The sequence below is a fragment of the Pantoea sp. X-Soil-OKNW-556 genome (assembly GCF_059730695.1).
Window position 1 is genome coordinate 2,400,224 of the sequence record NZ_AP035990.1, and the last position, 16,762, is coordinate 2,416,985.

The window sequence follows — 16,762 nt, forward strand, 5'->3', positions numbered from 1 at the left end:
GTTACCACTTTGCTGCTGAGCAGTCGTCATTTTGTGGCGCCCGCGATTACTTTACTTGCGAAAGTGGGTGCTGAAAGGTGTCAGCTTGGGGCAAAATTGATCTGCATCATAATTCTCCTACCTCATCGGGGGTAATCTTACCCCATCGAAACAGAATCCTGAGGCTTTAGTATCCAGACCGGAAAACCTTTTTAGTAAGCAACTGCGAGTTCCCTCGCTTCTCCTGACCAGTGCACGACTATACTTCTGGATCCAGGCTTGTTTACTAAAAAAGTTTAACTTCCTTCAGGAGAACACCATGGCCGTAACTAATGTCGCCGAACTTAATGCACTGGTAGAACGTGTTAAAAAGGCACAGCGTGAATACGCCAACTTTAGTCAGGAACAAGTTGATGCAATCTTCCGTGCTGCCGCGCTCGCTGCTGCTGATGCACGTATCCCTCTGGCTAAGATGGCCGTTGCCGAATCCGGCATGGGCATCATTGAAGATAAAGTAATCAAAAACCACTTTGCTTCCGAATATATCTACAACGCTTATAAAGATGAAAAAACCTGTGGTGTGCTCGAAACTGATGACACTTTCGGGACTATCACCATCGCTGAACCTATCGGCCTGATTTGCGGTATTGTTCCAACCACCAACCCGACCTCTACCGCCATCTTCAAAGCACTGATTAGCCTGAAAACACGTAACGGTATTATCTTCTCACCACATCCGCGTGCTAAGGATGCCACCAACAAAGCCGCAGATATCGTGTTGCAGGCAGCTATCGCCGCAGGCGCACCGAAAGACATTATCGGCTGGATCGATGCCCCGTCTGTTGAGCTGTCAAATCAGCTGATGCATCACCCGGATATCAACCTGATCCTGGCAACCGGTGGACCGGGCATGGTGAAAGCCGCTTACAGCTCAGGTAAACCTGCCATTGGTGTGGGTGCCGGTAATACCCCGGTAGTGGTGGACGAAACAGCGGATATTAAACGTGCTGTTGCTTCCATACTGATGTCCAAAACCTTTGATAACGGTGTGATCTGTGCTTCTGAACAGTCAGTGATTGTCGTTGACTCCGTTTATGAAGCAGTGCGTGAGCGTTTTGCCACCCACGGCGGCTATCTGTTGCAGGGTAAAGAGCTGAAAGCCGTTCAGGATATCATCCTGAAAAATGGCGCACTGAATGCCGCCATTGTTGGACAGCCAGCGCCTAAAATTGCGGAAATGGCCGGTATCACCGTCCCGGCTAACACCAAAATCCTGATTGGTGAAGTAAAACTGGTTGATGAATCAGAACCTTTCGCGCATGAAAAATTGTCCCCGACTCTGGCGATGTATCGTGCCAAAGATTTCGAAGACGCGGTGGGTAAAGCGGAAAAACTGGTTGCTATGGGCGGTATCGGCCACACCTCCTGTCTCTATACCGACCAGGATAACCAGGGTGAGCGCGTACACTACTTCGGCGACAAGATGAAAACGGCGCGTATTCTGATCAATACCCCGGCCTCACAGGGTGGTATCGGTGACCTGTATAACTTCAAACTGGCTCCGTCACTCACGCTCGGTTGCGGTTCATGGGGCGGTAACTCCATTTCTGAAAACGTGGGACCCAAACATCTCATCAACAAGAAAACCGTGGCCAAGCGAGCTGAAAATATGTTGTGGCATAAACTTCCGAAGTCCATCTACTTCCGTCGTGGTTCTCTGCCAATTGCACTCGAAGAAGTGGCAACGGATGGGGCCAAACGCGCCTTCATCGTTACTGACCGTTTCCTGTTCAACAATGGCTATGCTGACCAGGTCACCCGCGTGCTGAAATCACACGGTATCGAGACTGAAGTGTTCTTCGAAGTCGAAGCTGACCCAACGCTCAGCATTGTGCGCAAAGGCGCTGAGCAGATGAACAGCTTTAAACCTGACGTGATTATCGCCCTGGGTGGTGGTTCACCGATGGATGCGGCAAAAATCATGTGGGTGATGTATGAACATCCGGAAACCCATTTTGAAGAACTGGCCCTGCGCTTTATGGACATCCGTAAACGTATCTACAAATTCCCGAAAATGGGTGTGAAAGCACGCATGATCGCCATCACCACCACTTCCGGTACCGGTTCTGAAGTAACGCCGTTTGCTGTGGTAACGGATGACGCGACCGGTCAGAAATACCCACTGGCTGACTATGCGCTGACTCCGGATATGGCAATTGTCGATGCGAACCTGGTGATGGATATGCCGCGTTCACTCTGCGCCTTCGGTGGCCTGGATGCGGTAACCCACTCGCTGGAAGCCTACGTTTCCGTCCTTGCCAATGAATACTCTGACGGCCAGGCGCTCCAGGCACTGAAACTGCTGAAAGAGAATCTGCCAGCCAGTTATAAAGAAGGTGCGAAAAACCCGGTAGCGCGTGAGCGTGTGCACAATGCGGCCACCATCGCCGGTATCGCGTTTGCTAACGCCTTCCTTGGTGTATGTCACTCAATGGCCCACAAACTGGGTTCTGAGTTCCATATTCCACATGGTCTGGCGAACGCCCTGCTGATTTGTAACGTCATTCGCTACAACGCCAATGACAACCCAACCAAGCAGACCGCCTTCAGCCAGTATGACCGCCCGCAGGCACGTCGTCGTTACGCTGAAATCGCTGATCATCTGGGTCTGAGTGCCGATGGCGACCGTACCGCGCAGAAAATTGAGAAATTGCTGGCGTGGCTGGAAGAGATGAAAACCCAGTTGGGTATTCCGACCTCAATTCGTGAAGCCGGGGTACAGGAAGCCGATTTCCTCGCGAAAGTGGATAAGCTGGCTGACGATGCCTTCGATGACCAGTGTACCGGTGCGAACCCGCGTTATCCGCTGATTGCTGAGCTGAAACAAATCATGCTGGATACCTTCTACGGCCGTGAGTTTGTCGAAGCGACAGCCGAAGTGGCGGAAGCCGTTGACTTACAACCGGTGAAAGTGGTGAAAGCAGAGAAAAAAACCAAAAAAGCCTGAGTTTGAATAATAAAAAAACCCGCCTCGGCGGGTTTTTTTATGCATGCAATTTTATAATTCGGGCTGGCGATTCCCGTATATGGCTTTTAATGATCCTTCATCAATCGCCTGTTTATAATGTTTACGGCAGACAGATATATATCGCTCATTTCCACCGATCACCACCTGCTCACCTTCACTAAAAGGCTTACCGCTGGCGTCGAGGCGTAAAACCATGCTGGCTTTACGTCCACAATGGCAGATGGTTTTCAGCTCAACCAACTTATCAGCCCATGCCAACAGATATTGGCTACCGACAAATAATTCGCCACGAAAATCGGTGCGTAATCCATAGCACAGCACCGGAATATCCATATTGTCGACCACATCCGACAACGCCCTGACCTGCTCGCGCGTCAGAAACTGGCTTTCGTCGACCAATACACAATGAAGCGGTTGACGGGCATGTTCTGCGGCTATTTCCACATCGAGTTGAGTTTCTGCATTATATAAGCAGGCAGGTGATGACAGACCGATACGTGAACTTACCTTGCCCGCACCAAAGCGATCGTCAATTTCAGCGGTATAGACCAGGGTGCGCATACCACGCTCCTGATAATTATAGGATGACTGTAGCAGCGCCGTTGATTTGCCCGCGTTCATCGCTGAGTAATAAAAATAGAGTTGAGCCATTGGTAAATCTCTTCAGGGCCAAAATCAGATGCGCGCAAGTCTACCATAAAGGTATCACGCTGTAGCGTAGGATTGTTTTTATCATTTGCTCAAATTAACAGCATAAGTTCACTTAACAGAATGCCGCTTGAGCACGCAAATAGCACTCAATGATAAAGGAGTGGCCATGCCGACTTTTTATTCATTTTTATTCCTTTAGCGGATCAACTGCATGCCTTCACCGCACCTTTGAACCACAAACTTTAAGGGCTATCGAATACAATGTGACAAGTTAAATAGACTACATCTGTCGCTAAAAATGCCTTCTGCGTTTTAATTTACGTTTTACTTTTTAATCTGGCTATTGCAGTTATTTTTTTCCGCCACTATTATGAGCTGGCAGAACAACTCCCATTAAATATATTTTGAGATTAGGACAATGAGCGAAGCACTTAAAATTCTTAATAATATCCGTACATTGCGCGCACAGGCTCGGGAATGCACTCTGGAAACTCTGGAAGAGATGCTGGAGAAACTCGAAGTTGTGGTGAATGAACGTCGTGAAGAAGAGTCTCATGCGCAAGCAGAAAATGCCGAGCGTACGCGTAAACTCGAACAATATCGTGAGATGCTGATTGCTGATGGTATCGACCCGAATGAGTTATTGCAGGCTTTATCAGAAACTAAAGTTGCGGGTAAAACCAAGCGCGCAGCTCGTCCGGCAAAATATCAGTATGTTGACGAAAATGGTGAAACCCGTACCTGGACTGGTCAGGGTCGTACACCAGCCGTGATTAAAAAAGCGATTGAAGAACAAGGCAAACAGTTGGACGATTTCCTGCTGTAACCCCACCAGTGCTTAGCAATTTTTGTGATTACACACCCATTTGGTGAATTCACCAGGTAAAAAAAGGAAGCCTGAGGCTTCCTTTTTTCATGCATGATTACGAGTGGTAAAATTCACGATACCAGTCAACAAATTGCTGCACGCCTTCAGCGACGCTGGTTTGTGGCCGGAAATTGATCGCATCATACAATGGTTGCGTATCCGCGCTGGTCTCCAGCACATCTCCCGGCTGCATCGGCATCAAATTCTTATTTGCTTCGATGCCCAGGGCATTCTCCAGTGCCTTGATATAATCCATCAGGCTCACTGGCTGGCTATTCCCGATGTTATACACGCGATAAGGTGCTGAACTGCTTGCTGGCGTTCCGGTCTCCACCGTCCATTGCTCATCGGGTTGCGGAATCACATCCTGCAAACGCACAATGGCCTCGGCAATATCATCAATGTAGGTGAAGTCGCGTTTCATTTGCCCGTTGTTGTAAACATCAATGCGCTCACCTGCCAGCATTGCGCGCGTAAATTTAAACAACGCCATATCAGGACGTCCCCACGGACCGTATACCGTGAAGAAACGTAAACCTGTAGTGGGCAATTGGTAGAGATGCGAATAGGTGTGCGACATCAGCTCATTAGCTTTTTTGGTCGCCGCATAAAGTGAAACAGGATGGTCAACCGAATCATCAGTTGAAAAAGGCATTTTGCGGTTCAGACCATAAACTGAACTGGACGAGGCGTAAAGCAAATGCCCAATTTTATGGTGGCGACAACCTTCAAGAATATTCAGGTGCCCGATCAAGTTTGCATCGGCATAGGCATGTGGATTTTCTATGGAATATCGCACCCCTGCCTGCGCGCCTAAATGAATAACCCGGTCGAAACCTTGCTGCTCAAATAAAGAAGAAATGGCCTGGCGATCTGCCAGGTCCATTTTGCTAAAGCTGAATGCGGGATGTTGCGCTATCTGGTCAAGGCGGGCTTGTTTCAAGCCGACATCATAATAGTCATTAAGGTTGTCGATGCCGACAACCTGGTGACCGGCAGCCAGCAGACGCTGACTCACATGAAATCCAATAAAACCTGCTACACCGGTAACCAGAAACTTCATACATCCCTCATCTATTACGCAATTTGAATTGAAGCCCCGCGGCCGATTGCATAATAAACGAAACCGCGTTTGCTGATACGCTCCGGATCATACAGGTTACGACCATCAAAAATCACGGGTTGTTTTAATGCTGTTTTAATCACATCAAAATCAGGGGCACGGAAGTTTTGCCATTCAGTGCAAATCACCAGGCCATCAGCTCCCTGCAACGCCGCTTCTTTGGTACCCATAAGCTTCAGGTCGCTACGGTGTCCGTAGATACGCTGTGCTTCATCCATCGCTTCCGGATCGAACGCCTGAACGGTAGCACCTGCTTCCCATAACGTTTCAATCAGTACACGGCTGGAGGCTTCACGCATATCATCGGTATTCGGTTTAAATGCCAGCCCCCACAGAGCAAACGTTTTACCACGCAAATCATCGCCGAAGTGACGTTTGATAAAGCCAGGCAGCTTGCTTTTCTGCGAGTCATTCACATCTTCAACCGCCTGCAACAGACGGGGTTTGTAACCGATAGACTCTGCTGTGCGGATCAGCGCCTGCACATCTTTCGGGAAACAGGAACCACCGTAGCCACAGCCCGGATAGATAAAGTGGTAGCCAATACGGGAATCAGAACCGATACCCTGACGCACCTTCTCAATATCCGCACCCAGTCGTTCAGCCAGGTTAGACATCTCGTTCATAAAGCTGATTTTGGTGGCAAGCATGCAGTTTGCTGCGTATTTGGTCAGCTCTGCACTACGGATGTCCATCAAAATCATACGATCGTGATTACGGTTGAACGGCTCATACAGCTCGCGTAACAGCTCGACCACGTCGTCATTGTCGGTGCCAATAACAATGCGCTCAGGACGCATGCAGTCATTAACCGCTGCACCTTCCTTGAGGAATTCCGGGTTTGAAACCACATCAAACGCGATATTAGCATCACGTTTTTTCAGGGTTTCGGTCATCACTGCGCGCACTTTATCAGCAGTACCGACCGGTACTGTCGACTTATCGATAACCACTTTGTGATCATTCATATGTTGCGCAATGGTACGCGCAACCGCAGTCACATATTTCAGATCGGCAGAACCGTCCTCATCCGGGGGCGTCCCCACCGCGATGAACTGCATCACACCGTGGTTGACACCCTCTTCCGCGTTGGTGCTGAACTTAAGGCGACCTGCCTCATAGTTCGACATCACCAGCGGGGTTAAACCGGGTTCATAAATCGGAATGATGCCTTTTTTCAGGTTTTCGACTTTTTTCGCGTCGACATCAATACAGAGAACGTCATGTCCGACTTCGGCTAACACCGCAGCCTGAACCAGACCGACATAGCCGATACCAAATACAGTGACTTTCATTGAATTATCCTGTTTTTAATGGATTACTTTTTGTTTCCTACAGCGCCTTCAAGCCATTGGGTGAAATCTTTACCCAGAACCGGATGACGAACACCGTATTCAACAAAAGCCTGCATATAACCCAATTTGTTACCGCAGTCGTGGCTCACACCTTTCAGGTGGTAAGCTTCAACGGTCTCTTTTTCCATCAGCATGGCAATGGAGTCAGTCAGCTGAACTTCACCACCTGCACCCGGAGGGGTTTTTGCCAGCAAAGGCCAGATGTCAGCAGACAGTACATAACGCCCCACTACCGCCAGATTTGACGGGGCTTCAGCGGCTTTCGGCTTCTCAACCACACCGACCATCGGTGCGCTTTGACCCGGAGCCAGATCGGCACCTTTGCAGTCAACCACGCCGTATGCCGTCACGTCGGCAACCGGCTCAACCATAATCTGGCTACGGCCACTTTCTTCATAGCGAGACAGCATTTCTGCCAGGTTGTCTTTCGTCGGGTCGGACTCGTACTCATCGATGATCACGTCCGGTAGAATGACTGCAACCGGCTCATCACCAACCAGCGGGTGTGCACACATCACAGCGTGGCCCAGACCTTTGGCGATGCCCTGACGAACCTGCATGATGGTGACATGCGGTGGGCAAATAGACTGGATTTCATCCAGCAGCTGACGCTTAACACGTTTTTCCAGCATCGACTCCAGCTCAAAACTGGTATCAAAGTGGTTCTCGATGGCGTTTTTAGAGGAATGGGTGACCAGCACGATCTCATTAATGCCGGCAGCGATACACTCGTTCACGACATACTGGATCAACGGCTTATCAACCAGCGGTAACATTTCTTTCGGGATAGCTTTGGTGGCTGGCAGCATACGCGTGCCCAGGCCAGCTACAGGGATTACCGCTTTTTTTACTTTTGACTTAAAGGCAGACATCAAGATACCTCTCTTATAGGCCGCTCAAGTTAATACTTGATATGTCGGTTTAAAAATCGAAATTGAGTATATCAGTTACTCTTTGACGGATTTATCCTGGATGAAGTTAATCCGCGGAATTTAAGACTATTACCCAAGTGTAAAGCTAAGCCCTGGTCCTGTCTTCAACCCGCGAAAAATATAAATGTAATCGTTTATTCTTCAGCCGATAACATCAGGCGGAGTCGGCCACCAGCGCCCCATACATGGCACTGCCAGGACTCGGCACGTTGGCTAATTTGATTAAGATGCGTACTCCCCATAGTGCCAAGCGGTACGCCATTACTGAGTTGAATTTGATGGGTGTTAATGTGCAGGGTGGCATTCAGACCGGCTGACACCAGAATAAGGTTTTTCAGCTGCCGATGGTAATAACCGACCAGCAGCGGGAATTGACCATTAAGGTTTGCCTGCCGCAACAACATATTGACCTGGCGCAGCAGACCATTTAACTCGGGCAACCGCTGCTTTTGACCGGAAAGTTGTTCCTGCAACAAGCCATTGAATAATGCACGCAGCAACAAGGCCGCCAGTACGCCATTATCGCCCGCCCGGGTGACATCCAGACAATAAAACGCCAGATCTTTATCTGACAGGGCAGCAATATCCAACACCAGGCCAGGCTGTTCTGCCATAGTGAGTTGTCGGTAATTGATTCGGCAATTGGCAATATTTTGTTGGACCGGAGGCTGCAATTGTTTCAGTAACTTTGCCGCCGCCAGAGGATCGCTCACCAGCGCATCCCAGTCCTGAAAAAGTTGTTCGTCTTCCTCAACTTTTGAGGTAAACATCGAAGGATAGAGACATTCGTACACCGCTTCGCGAAAACGATCGAGATTTCTCAGCGGTTTAAGCAGTACATCCTGAACGCCAAGGCGTAACACATGGGCAATATCCGCCATGTTCTGGGTAGCGGATATGATGAGGATTGGCACGCTGTTACCCCGGCTGCGGATGCGTTCCACGAACTGAATTCCACCCATACGCGGCATTTCCAGATCGCATATGACCAGATCAACCGCCTGTGCGGTGAGCAGCGTCAGCCCATCAAGACCATCTCCGGCCTGCATGGTCTGCGCGCCAAGACTGATTAAAAAGTTATCAAGCAACGAACGGAAAACGACCTCATCTTCGACAATGAGTATCTTTTTGCCGATTAGCGGTTTTTCCATTCTCTCCCCCTGCGTACCAGACATTTCAATAGTGGTTCATAAAACGCAGTTGTGCCTTTCAGAATTAACCGAAGTCACAACACCTGTGAATGAACAACCTGACTATCTGCTACGGACCAGCGGTAATAGTTCATCCATTTTTTTCTCGACGGCGGCCTTGCCTGCCGCAATGGCCTCTTCAGCCCGGTGAAAGTCCAGCGTAGAAATTTGCGGACAAAAGGGTTGAATCAGCACATCCGGCGGATCGCCTGCCATACGATTGCGCTTCAGGCGATTTTCCAGCACCTGGATGGAGGTCGACATAATCTCCATGGCACCAGGCGTTTGATTTGCACGACGCTGGGTAAGTCCCAGTAGTCGCTGACGTAATTTTTTACCCCAGCTCAATGCTTCTGCTGCCGCCTGCTCCTCACCACTCTGCGGCGTCACTGACAGTAAATCCTGCTGCATCAGATGCGCATCATGCTGGAGATCGACAGCAATCACGATGTCAGCCCCTAACGCACGCGTAAGCGAAATGGGTACCGGGTTGACTACCGCACCATCGACCAGCCAGTACCCATTGTAGCCAACGGGTGGTAATAAGCCTGGCATACTGCATGATGCGCGTACCGCCTGATGCAGGTCGCCATCGGTTAACCACAACTCACGACCGGTACTAAGATTGGTGGCAACGACACCGAAAGGTTTTTCGCATTGCTCAATTAATTCATGGGGTATCAGTTGCCGAACATGGCTGAACACGCGATCACCGCGCAATAGTCCGCCACGTTGCCATGAAAGGTCCATCAGGCGAATCACATCCCAGTAGCGAAAGGCGCTGACCCAGCGTTCCATCATACCAAGACGGCCACTGACATACGCTGATCCCACCAGCGCCCCCACCGAACAGCCGGCAACCACATCAATCTCGACCCCGGCCCGTTCTAACGCATTGATCACGCCAATATGCGACCAGCCTTTGGCGGCACCTGAACCCAGGGCCAGCCCGATCCTCACCTTTCTCATCTCACCTCGGGATTTACCTGGTACGTAGCTTCGCGCCCGACAGTCAGCTACCATAGCGCGCAATCTTTAACTTTAATCACCTTGTGGAGATGACGTGTCCGAAACGTGCCCCTGCTGTAGCGGAAAGCAGTATAGCCTATGTTGCCAACCCTTTCTGACCGGGCAGGCTACCCCGGCAAGCGCCGAACAGCTGATGCGCTCACGCTACACGGCATACGTGGAGAAAAACGCGGCATGGTTGGTCACAACCTGGCACTCCAGCCAACGTGTGGCCGAACTTGAGACGTTATTATCTGAAAGTTTTTCCGGTACTGAATGGCTGGGCCTGAATGTAACCCGTTGTAATCAGGGAAGCCATCAGAATGAAGCATTCGTGACCTTTTTTGCGCGATACCTCGAAAAAGGACGCACATCGGCCATCTATGAATGTTCACGCTTTCTTCGTGAGGATCAACGCTGGTACTATGTGGACGGAACAACGCCCCCGCTGGGGCGAAACGATCGCTGTCCTTGTGGCTCCGATAAAAAATACAAAAAATGTTGTGGCTGATGTGGACATCAACCCAACAGCATTACCATTCATCGCTTTGACAGGACTCTGATCGAGATGCAAGCGCAAACCATGCAACGAAAAGTTTTACGTACCATTTGCCCCGATGCGAAAGGTCTGATCGCCAAAATCACCAACATTTGTTACAAGCATGAACTCAACATCGTGCAGAACAACGAATTTGTCGATCACCGTACCGGGCGCTTTTTTATGCGCACAGAGCTTGAAGGCATTTTCAACGACAACACCCTGCTTGCGGATCTTGATAGCGCCTTACCGGCGGGTTCAATTCGCGAACTGAACAGCGCAGGTCGCCGTCGTGTGGTGATCCTGGTGACCAAAGAGGCGCACTGCCTTGGCGATCTGTTGATGAAAAGCGCCTTTGGTGGTCTTGATATGGAAATCGCTGCGGTGATTGGCAACCATGAAACGCTGCGCTCGTTGGTTGAACGCTTTGATATTCCCTTTGTGCTGGTCAGCCATGAAGGTCTGACGCGCGAAGAACACGACAACCGCATGGCGGATGAGATTGATCGTTATCAACCCGATTATGTGGTGCTGGCGAAATATATGCGCGTCCTGACGCCCGCGTTTGTGCAACGCTATCCGAACCAGATCATCAACATTCACCACTCCTTCCTGCCGGCGTTTATCGGTGCACGCCCCTATCATCAGGCGTATGAACGTGGTGTGAAAATCATCGGTGCGACCGCGCATTATGTGAACGACAATCTCGATGAAGGCCCGATCATTATGCAGGATGTGATCAACGTTGATCACAGCTACACCGCTGAAGAGATGATGCGCGCCGGTCGCGATGTAGAGAAGAACGTTTTGAGCCGTGCACTGTATAAAGTGCTGGGTCAACGCGTATTTGTATACGGCAACCGCACGATCATTCTTTAACCACTTTGGCGCTGAACTGCACAAGCCTTCAGCGCCACGAGTAAAAAGTGGGCAATCGATTCATAAATTTAGTGCGGGCGCTTTACAGATGAAGCGCATTTGGTATTATGCGCCCCGCTTTCAGGCGTAATGATTCAGGCCAGTGGTGGGATTCCCGAGCGGCCAAAGGGAGCAGACTGTAAATCTGCCGTCACAGACTTCGAAGGTTCGAATCCTTCTCCCACCACCATCTGAATCGCCGCGACCTGTTGCCACAATATGCCTTATCCCTGGTGGGATTCCCGAGCGGCCAAAGGGAGCAGACTGTAAATCTGCCGTCACAGACTTCGAAGGTTCGAATCCTTCTCCCACCACCATCCAAATATTCTCCCTTATTTATTCGCAAACTCAGTCCTCACCGCATCAACAAAACAACGTATCTTGGTCGTTTGCTTACGCGCCGATGGCACCAGTATATGCATTGGGCGAGAGGGTCCGCTGTAATCCGGCAGCACCCGCACCAGACGTCCTTTATCGATTTCCTCTTTAAGCACATCTTCTGGTCCAAGAGTCACACCATAACCCTCAAGTGCAGCATGCATCAGGGCTTTCCAGTCGTTGGAGCGTAAGCGCCCTTCCGGCCTGACTTCTTCAATCTTGCCCGCTTTATGAAAGATCCAGCGACAGGGCATCGTGGCAGACCAGTAGCCATAAACCAGGCAGGCGTGGTGTTGCAGTTCTGCCGGTGTCTGGGGCATGCCATGACGCGCAATGTAAGACGGGGCTGCACAGGCAATCAATCGATAGGGTGCCAGCGGCCAGGCTACCATAGAGCTATCGGTCAACTCCCCAATGCGGATCAAAACCTCCGCTTCTTCTTCGGTGGCATTGATGATTCTGTCACTCAACGTCAGTTCGACCTGTACTTGTGGCCAGGCAGCGAGGTAACGACTGATGAAAGGCGAGAGTGTGTATGACCCAAAGGTCACCGGGGCATTCACACGGATAATACCGGAAGGCGTGGCCTGCATATTCAACACTACGGCATCCGCCTCCTCCACTTCGGTCAGCACCACGCGGCAACGCTCATAGTAGCGACGGCCGATTTCAGTCAAATGCTGACGTCGCGTGGTACGGTTGATTAGTGCGGCACCCAGTCGTGTCTCAAGCGCTGCAATGTGTTTAGCCACCATCTGTGGTGACATCTCCAGTGCATCAGCAACAGCGGCAAATGACCCTAATTCAGCGGCTTTGACGAACACCTTCATCCCGGCCAGTTTGTCCATGATTCCCTCCTGAGAGTTGTTTTTAAAACAACATTAATGCGATTTATCTTCTTATGGGAGGGAATCATATTACAACTCACAACAACCCGATGGAGTGAAAAATGAAGACAGGAATTATTGGCGCAGGATTCGTAGGCCGGGCGATCGCCAAATTAGCCATTCAGGCCGGTCATCAGGTCATGCTCAGTAACTCACGCGACCCACAAACGCTGTTCAGCCTGCGCCCGATGATCGGTTGTGAGATCGGCACAGCACGCGAAGCCGCCAGCTTCGGTGATATCGTCATTATAGCGGTGCCGCTGACCGCCATTGATGCTCTGCCTGCCACTGAGATTGGCAGCAAGCCCGTCCTTGATGCGGTGAATTACTATCGCGAACGCGACGGCGACATCGCCGAATTATCTTCCCGCGCCACTACCACCAGCGAACTGCTGGCCCGTTACCTGCCAGAGGCGCGGATCACCAAAGCCTTCAACGCCATTCCAATGACCCAGTTGGAGAGTGACGGTCAGGCCGCAGCCACATCCGGTCGACGCGCCCTGCCGGTAGCCGGTGACGATGCAGAAGGTAAAGCAATCGCGGTCGCGTTGTACGACGCCTTCGGCTTTGATGCCGTTGATGCCGGGCCGCTGGCTGAAGGCTGGCGTTTTGAACGCGGCATGCCGTCTTATTGCGTGCGAATGAACAGCAGTGAATTGATTGCCGCACTGGCCCGGGCTGTCAGATTCTGAAGCACAGCGGCGTGATTTATCGCGCATTTTCAGCACGGAAGAAACGCGCGATAAATCGCGCCGCTACGCAATGCCGCTTCTGACCATGACATTTACCGCAAAACTCGCTACCATCCCGCCATACTTTTGCGGATAAAAATGGTAGCGAAATGAAATTTGTCTCATTTAACATCAATGGTTTGCGTGCACGCCCTCATCAACTTGAAGCGCTGGTGGAACAGCATCAGCCGGACGTGATTGGCTTGCAGGAAACCAAGGTCCATGACGACATGTTCCCGCTTGAAGAGGTCAGCAAACTCGGTTACCACGTCTTTTATCATGGACAAAAAGGCCACTACGGGGTCGCGCTACTGACCAAAGCCGAGCCGGTCGCGGTACATCGCGGCTTCCCGCTTGATGGCGAAGATGCCCAGCGCCGTCTGATTATGGCTGAAATCCCCAGCCCGATTGGGAATATCACGGTGATCAACGGTTACTTCCCGCAGGGTGAAAGCCGTGACCATCCGATCAAATTCCCGGCAAAAGAGAAGTTTTATCAGGATCTGCAAAGCTACCTGCAAACTCAACTGGCAGCAGACAAACCGGTGCTGATTATGGGTGATATGAATATCAGCAGCACCGATCTCGACATCGGCATCGGTGAAGAGAACCGTAAGCGTTGGCTGCGCACCGGTAAATGTTCATTCTTGCCGGAAGAGCGTGAGTGGATGGACCGCCTGCTTAACTGGGGTCTGGTTGATACCTGGCGTGCACAATTCCCGGAAACGACTGACCGTTTCTCATGGTTTGATTACCGCTCCAAAGGCTTTGATGATAACCGCGGTCTGCGTATCGATTTGCTGCTGGCCAGTCAGCCTCTGGCATCGCGTTGTATCGACAGCGGTATTGATTACGACATCCGCAGCATGGAAAAACCGTCGGACCATGCGCCGGTATGGTCAACCTTTAAATTGTGATGACGCTGCGTGGCCTACTCAGGCCACGCGACTTATTTGATAATTTTCCAAATCAATGGATTAGTACCCATCACTTTCTCATCGCGCGAACATTGCAGCAGCACACCTTCCGCTTTGACTACCGCACCCTCCGAGTAACTCCGGTTCTCATAGGTACAGCATTGCAGACAGTTGCTCTGCTGATTATTTTGCCCCTGCGTCCAAACTTCTGGTGGCATATCCACCACCACGTCGGTGTTACCCGTGCGGCCAGAATCAGGGGTGCGATTCGCCAGTGCCGCGCTGCTCAACAACAGAACGCCACTCAGCAACACCATCAGATATCGCATCACTCGGTCTCCTTCATTTTGCGCCGGGCAGGTTTGCGTGTCCGTTTTTTCTCACTCGCGCCCCCGCTTGCGGCAATGCCACGAAATGCCTGTAGCGATGGCTGCTGGCGCGCCTGGCCAATCAGGCCAATTAAGGTGCTGACCAGCGGTTGCATAAACTCATCGTAACGACAGGCTTTTTCACTGATGCGGGTTAGCGTCGATTCCCAGTGGGCAGTCATATCAGGCCGTGCCGCCATTTCCGGCAGCGCATGGATCAATGCCCTGCCCGCCTCGGTAGAGTGAATATAGCGGCCCTTTTTCACCAGGAATGTTCGCCGGAACAATAATTCAATAATGCCGGCTCGCGTCGCTTCCGTTCCTAAACCATCGGTCGCACGTAGCACTTTCTTTAGATCTTTATCCTGCACAAAACGTGCGATGCCGGTCATGGCCGAAAGCAACGTGGCATCAGTGAACGGACGGGGCGGCTGCGTCTGCTTTGCCAATACTTCACCACGTTCACATAACAGTTCGTCGCCTTTACTGACCACCGGCAATGGCGTGCCGTCGTTCTCTTCATCGCGCTCCTTGCTACCAAGCAACGCTCGCCAGCCCGCTTCCGCCAGGAAACGTGCCTTAGCAACGAATTTGCCACCCGCAATGTCGAGATCAATGACGCACTTGCGAAACACCGCGTCGGGACAGAACTGCATCAGATACTGACGCGCAATCAGGCCGTAGATATTGGCTTCATTTTCACTGAGATTCACCTTACTGGCGCGTGCGGTCGGGATGATGGCATGGTGAGCATCGACTTTCTTGTCGTCCCAGCAACGGTTGCGCTGTTCAGGGTTGAAATCAGCCGGTGGTGTCATATCCGGTTGATGGGCCTGAATGGCGTTCAGCACCGCATGACGCCCGGCAAAGTGTTCTTCCGGCAGGTAACGGCAATCTGAACGCGGATAGGTGATCAGCTTGTGGGTTTCATACAACCGCTGGCAGCAATCCAGAACGTTTTGTGCGCTCAGGCCGAAGCGTTTTGCCGCTTCAATCTGCAAACTGGAGAGGGAGAACGGCAGCGGCGCGATTTCTGATTCCCGTTTGTCGTTATAGGCGGTGACCAGCGCCGGTTGGCCGTTAATGCGCTCCAGCACATGATCCGCCAGTGGGCGGTGCAGCAAGCGCCCTTCCTCATCCTGCCAGGGTTCGCAGGCATCACTCGGCACCCAACTGGCGACAAAACGCTCATCCTTTGGCGTGACAATATGTGCTTTGACTTCGAAATAGTCCTTCGGGATAAAGTTCTCAATCTCTTCATCGCGTCGTACCACCAGCCCAAGCACCGGCGTCTGTACCCGACCGACCGACAACACACCGTCATAGCCTGCGTTACGCCCTAACAGCGTCCAGGCACGGGTCATATTGATGCCATACAACCAATCGGCACGGGCGCGTGCCAGCGCCGAAACACACAACGGGATAAACTCACGATTTTCACGCAGGCGGCTCACTGCGCGTTCCACCGCCTGCGGGTTGAGGTCATTAATCAGGCAACGTTGTACTTTCTGGCGCTTTTCCGCAGGCAATTGCAGGTAATCAATCACCTCATCCACCAGCAATTGTCCTTCGCGATCCGGGTCGCCCGCGTGAACCACTTCGGACGCTTGCGCCAACAAGCCTTCAATGACTTTAAGTTGTTTCGCCACCGAGGGACGCGGCTGGAGCCGCCACTTCTCAGGGATAATCGGCAAGTCAGCCAGATTCCAGCGCGCATAACGGCTGTCGTAGCTATCAGGTTGCGCCTGTTCCAGCAAATGCCCGACGCACCAGGTGACAACCTGATCATTACCGCAGGCAATATAACCATCGCCGCGTCGATGGGGTTTAGGCAACACGTCGGCGATGGCACGTCCGAGGCTCGGTTTTTCTGCAATAAACAAACGCATGA

Annotated in this window: 15 protein-coding genes and 2 tRNA genes; 8 read left to right on the forward strand and 9 right to left on the reverse strand. The window is 51.4% G+C overall.

All coding sequences use genetic code 11. The features are described from left to right. Positions 1-298: 298 nt before the first annotated feature. A complete protein-coding gene (gene adhE / locus AC6I8T_RS11170; protein ID WP_021183060.1) occupies positions 299-2,986 on the forward strand; it encodes a bifunctional acetaldehyde-CoA/alcohol dehydrogenase in 2,688 nt (895 codons plus the stop codon). A 51-nt stretch (positions 2,987-3,037) separates the two neighbouring features. On the opposite strand, the gene tdk is transcribed toward adhE, so the two are convergent. After that, the gene (gene tdk / locus AC6I8T_RS11175; protein WP_021183059.1) at positions 3,038-3,658 is read right to left on the reverse strand and encodes a thymidine kinase; all 621 of its coding nucleotides are present in this window, start codon (positions 3,656-3,658) and stop codon (positions 3,038-3,040) included. A gap of 418 nt (positions 3,659-4,076) precedes the next feature. On the opposite strand from tdk, the gene hns reads away from it, so the two are divergent. Then, the gene (hns, locus tag AC6I8T_RS11180; RefSeq protein WP_036625038.1) at positions 4,077-4,484 is read left to right on the forward strand and encodes a histone-like nucleoid-structuring protein H-NS; all 408 of its coding nucleotides are present in this window, start codon (positions 4,077-4,079) and stop codon (positions 4,482-4,484) included. Positions 4,485-4,581: 97 nt separating this feature from the next. On the opposite strand, the gene AC6I8T_RS11185 is transcribed toward hns, so the two are convergent. From AC6I8T_RS11185 to rssA, 5 genes are all read right to left on the reverse strand, one after another. Then, positions 4,582-5,589, reverse strand: coding sequence for an NAD-dependent epimerase (locus AC6I8T_RS11185; RefSeq protein WP_497833826.1), 1,008 nt, complete (start codon positions 5,587-5,589; stop codon positions 4,582-4,584). 14 nt (positions 5,590-5,603) lie between these two features. Continuing rightward, positions 5,604-6,944 (reverse strand): UDP-glucose dehydrogenase family protein, encoded by a 1,341-nt coding sequence (locus tag AC6I8T_RS11190; protein ID WP_208723535.1) that lies wholly within the window; start codon positions 6,942-6,944, stop codon positions 5,604-5,606. A 23-nt stretch (positions 6,945-6,967) separates the two neighbouring features. After that, positions 6,968-7,876, reverse strand: a complete 909-nt coding sequence (gene galU / locus AC6I8T_RS11195; RefSeq protein ID WP_021183055.1) for a UTP--glucose-1-phosphate uridylyltransferase GalU — start codon at positions 7,874-7,876, stop codon at positions 6,968-6,970. A 194-nt stretch (positions 7,877-8,070) separates the two neighbouring features. Then, positions 8,071-9,087 carry a two-component system response regulator RssB gene (gene rssB, locus AC6I8T_RS11200; protein ID WP_021183054.1) on the reverse strand — a complete coding sequence of 339 codons (1,017 nt, stop codon included), beginning with the start codon at positions 9,085-9,087 and terminating at the stop codon, positions 8,071-8,073. A gap of 102 nt (positions 9,088-9,189) precedes the next feature. Further along, positions 9,190-10,095, reverse strand: a complete 906-nt coding sequence (rssA, locus tag AC6I8T_RS11205; RefSeq protein WP_036625018.1) for a patatin-like phospholipase RssA — start codon at positions 10,093-10,095, stop codon at positions 9,190-9,192. 94 nt (positions 10,096-10,189) lie between these two features. Here rssA and AC6I8T_RS11210 point away from each other — a divergent pair, with 94 nt between their 5' ends. The 4 genes from AC6I8T_RS11210 (at position 10,190) to AC6I8T_RS11225 (ending at position 11,907) form a co-directional block, all read left to right on the forward strand. After that, on the forward strand, positions 10,190-10,645 hold the full coding sequence (locus AC6I8T_RS11210) for a YchJ family protein (protein ID WP_208723536.1): 456 nt from the start codon (positions 10,190-10,192) through the stop codon (positions 10,643-10,645). A 57-nt stretch (positions 10,646-10,702) separates the two neighbouring features. Continuing rightward, entirely contained in the window at positions 10,703-11,551 is an 849-nt protein-coding gene (purU, locus tag AC6I8T_RS11215) for a formyltetrahydrofolate deformylase (protein WP_021183052.1), read from the forward strand. 144 nt (positions 11,552-11,695) lie between these two features. After that, a tRNA-Tyr gene (locus AC6I8T_RS11220) sits at positions 11,696-11,780 on the forward strand. Between the two features lie 42 nt (positions 11,781-11,822). Beyond that, positions 11,823-11,907 (forward strand) — tRNA-Tyr (locus AC6I8T_RS11225). Positions 11,908-11,922: 15 nt separating this feature from the next. On the opposite strand, the gene AC6I8T_RS11230 is transcribed toward AC6I8T_RS11225, so the two are convergent. Beyond that, positions 11,923-12,816, reverse strand: coding sequence for a LysR family transcriptional regulator (locus AC6I8T_RS11230; protein WP_208723537.1), 894 nt, complete (start codon positions 12,814-12,816; stop codon positions 11,923-11,925). Between the two features lie 101 nt (positions 12,817-12,917). On the opposite strand from AC6I8T_RS11230, the gene AC6I8T_RS11235 reads away from it, so the two are divergent. Then, positions 12,918-13,547 (forward strand): NADPH-dependent F420 reductase, encoded by a 630-nt coding sequence (locus tag AC6I8T_RS11235; protein ID WP_021183050.1) that lies wholly within the window; start codon positions 12,918-12,920, stop codon positions 13,545-13,547. 149 nt (positions 13,548-13,696) lie between these two features. Then, positions 13,697-14,503, forward strand: a complete 807-nt coding sequence (xthA, locus tag AC6I8T_RS11240; RefSeq protein ID WP_021183049.1) for an exodeoxyribonuclease III — start codon at positions 13,697-13,699, stop codon at positions 14,501-14,503. A 32-nt stretch (positions 14,504-14,535) separates the two neighbouring features. Here xthA and AC6I8T_RS11245 read toward each other — a convergent pair whose 3' ends face one another. Both AC6I8T_RS11245 and AC6I8T_RS11250 read right to left on the reverse strand, forming a co-directional pair. Then, on the reverse strand, positions 14,536-14,832 hold the full coding sequence (locus AC6I8T_RS11245) for a YnjH family protein (protein ID WP_497834293.1): 297 nt from the start codon (positions 14,830-14,832) through the stop codon (positions 14,536-14,538). Beyond that, the gene (locus AC6I8T_RS11250) at positions 14,832-16,760 is read right to left on the reverse strand and encodes a DNA topoisomerase III (protein WP_021183047.1); all 1,929 of its coding nucleotides are present in this window, start codon (positions 16,758-16,760) and stop codon (positions 14,832-14,834) included. The genes AC6I8T_RS11245 and AC6I8T_RS11250 overlap by 1 nt, the downstream gene beginning before the upstream one ends. Positions 16,761-16,762: the final 2 nt, after the last annotated feature.

Excerpts from the sequence above, each read along its gene's own strand:
- adhE (WP_021183060.1), top strand. The coding sequence starts at position 299 with ATGGCCGTAACTAATGTCGCCGAACTTAATGCACTGGTAGAACGTGTT.
- tdk (WP_021183059.1), bottom strand. The coding sequence starts at position 3,658 with ATGGCTCAACTCTATTTTTATTACTCAGCGATGAACGCGGGCAAATCA.
- hns (WP_036625038.1), top strand. The coding sequence starts at position 4,077 with ATGAGCGAAGCACTTAAAATTCTTAATAATATCCGTACATTGCGCGCA.
- AC6I8T_RS11185 (WP_497833826.1), bottom strand. The coding sequence starts at position 5,589 with ATGAAGTTTCTGGTTACCGGTGTAGCAGGTTTTATTGGATTTCATGTG.
- AC6I8T_RS11190 (WP_208723535.1), bottom strand. The coding sequence starts at position 6,944 with ATGAAAGTCACTGTATTTGGTATCGGCTATGTCGGTCTGGTTCAGGCT.
- galU (WP_021183055.1), bottom strand. The coding sequence starts at position 7,876 with ATGTCTGCCTTTAAGTCAAAAGTAAAAAAAGCGGTAATCCCTGTAGCT.
- rssB (WP_021183054.1), bottom strand. The coding sequence starts at position 9,087 with ATGGAAAAACCGCTAATCGGCAAAAAGATACTCATTGTCGAAGATGAG.
- rssA (WP_036625018.1), bottom strand. The coding sequence starts at position 10,095 with ATGAGAAAGGTGAGGATCGGGCTGGCCCTGGGTTCAGGTGCCGCCAAA.
- purU (WP_021183052.1), top strand. The coding sequence starts at position 10,703 with ATGCAAGCGCAAACCATGCAACGAAAAGTTTTACGTACCATTTGCCCC.
- AC6I8T_RS11230 (WP_208723537.1), bottom strand. The coding sequence starts at position 12,816 with ATGGACAAACTGGCCGGGATGAAGGTGTTCGTCAAAGCCGCTGAATTA.
- AC6I8T_RS11235 (WP_021183050.1), top strand. The coding sequence starts at position 12,918 with ATGAAGACAGGAATTATTGGCGCAGGATTCGTAGGCCGGGCGATCGCC.
- xthA (WP_021183049.1), top strand. The coding sequence starts at position 13,697 with ATGAAATTTGTCTCATTTAACATCAATGGTTTGCGTGCACGCCCTCAT.
- AC6I8T_RS11245 (WP_497834293.1), bottom strand. The coding sequence starts at position 14,832 with ATGCGATATCTGATGGTGTTGCTGAGTGGCGTTCTGTTGTTGAGCAGC.
- AC6I8T_RS11250 (WP_021183047.1), bottom strand. The coding sequence starts at position 16,760 with ATGCGTTTGTTTATTGCAGAAAAACCGAGCCTCGGACGTGCCATCGCC.